This is a genomic window from Corynebacterium sp. HMSC27B11 (assembly GCF_001815985.1).
Taxonomy (GTDB): Bacteria; Actinomycetota; Actinomycetes; order Mycobacteriales; family Mycobacteriaceae; genus Corynebacterium.
Map to the genome: position 1 here is coordinate 1 of NZ_KV823579.1, position 973 is coordinate 973.

Genomic DNA, 973 nt, shown 5'->3' on the forward strand with positions numbered 1-973 from the left:
CTAGGGCGTGTCTCTTATATGCGTAACCAGACCAGAATCGCCGCAAGCACCACTCCCGCGCGATACGTGACCGCGAGCTTGTCATAACGCGTCGCAAGCCCGCGCCACTGCTTCATCAACCCAAAGGCCCGCTCGACCACGTTGCGGTCTTTGTACAGCTCCGCATCAAACCCGGGCGGTCGCCCGCCAGCACGACCCTTACGCTTCCTGGCAGCGATCTCATTAGACTTCTCCGGAATCACCGCGGCGATGCCGCGCTCACGCAGATACGCGCGGTTCACCCGTGACGTGTACCCGCGATCAGCAAGCAACGCATCAGGGCGCGTCCGCGCCTGCCCGCACCCAATTCTCGGGACCCGAATATCGCCGAGGACTTCCTGCAACATCGCGCCATCATGGCGTTGCCCGCCCGTCACCACAATCGACAGCGGCCGGCCATGCCCCTCGACAGCAAAATGTACCTTCGTGCTCAACCCTCCGCGTGATCTCCCGATCCCGTGACCTGCCGGTTCAATCTCGCATAACGGCAGATTCTTGTAATTCGATAGAGCCCCCTGTGTCCTGATCAGGGCGCGGCAGGTTCGTACCGTGCTGATGAGCACGGTTGATCGTCGCGTCGATTGACACGTTCCAGTCAATGTCGCCCACTGCATCGGCCTCGGCGAGGATGTGCGCGAATACGCGGTCCCAGGTGCCGTCGGTTGCGTAGCGGCGATGCCGCTTCCACACCGTCTGCCAGGGACCATACCGGTCGGGGAGATCTCGCCACGGGATTCCGGTGCGGTACCGGTAGATGATGCCCTCTACAACGCGGCGGCTATCACCAAACGGGCGGCCTTTACGGCCCTCATTCGTTGGCAGAAGTGGTTCAACTCGCTCCCACTGTGCATTCGTGAACTGCGTAAATCTAGACCGTTGTGACACACCTCAATCATGCTCGAGCACAGGCCCACAATTAGGAGACACGCCCTAG

At 61.2% G+C, this 973-nt stretch carries 1 pseudogene; it reads right to left on the reverse strand.

The annotated features are described in order from the left end of the window. Positions 1 to 14: 14 nt before the first annotated feature. Positions 15 to 924: pseudogene (locus HMPREF3097_RS09710) on the reverse strand (IS5 family transposase). Between the last annotated feature and the right edge of the window lie 49 nt (positions 925 to 973).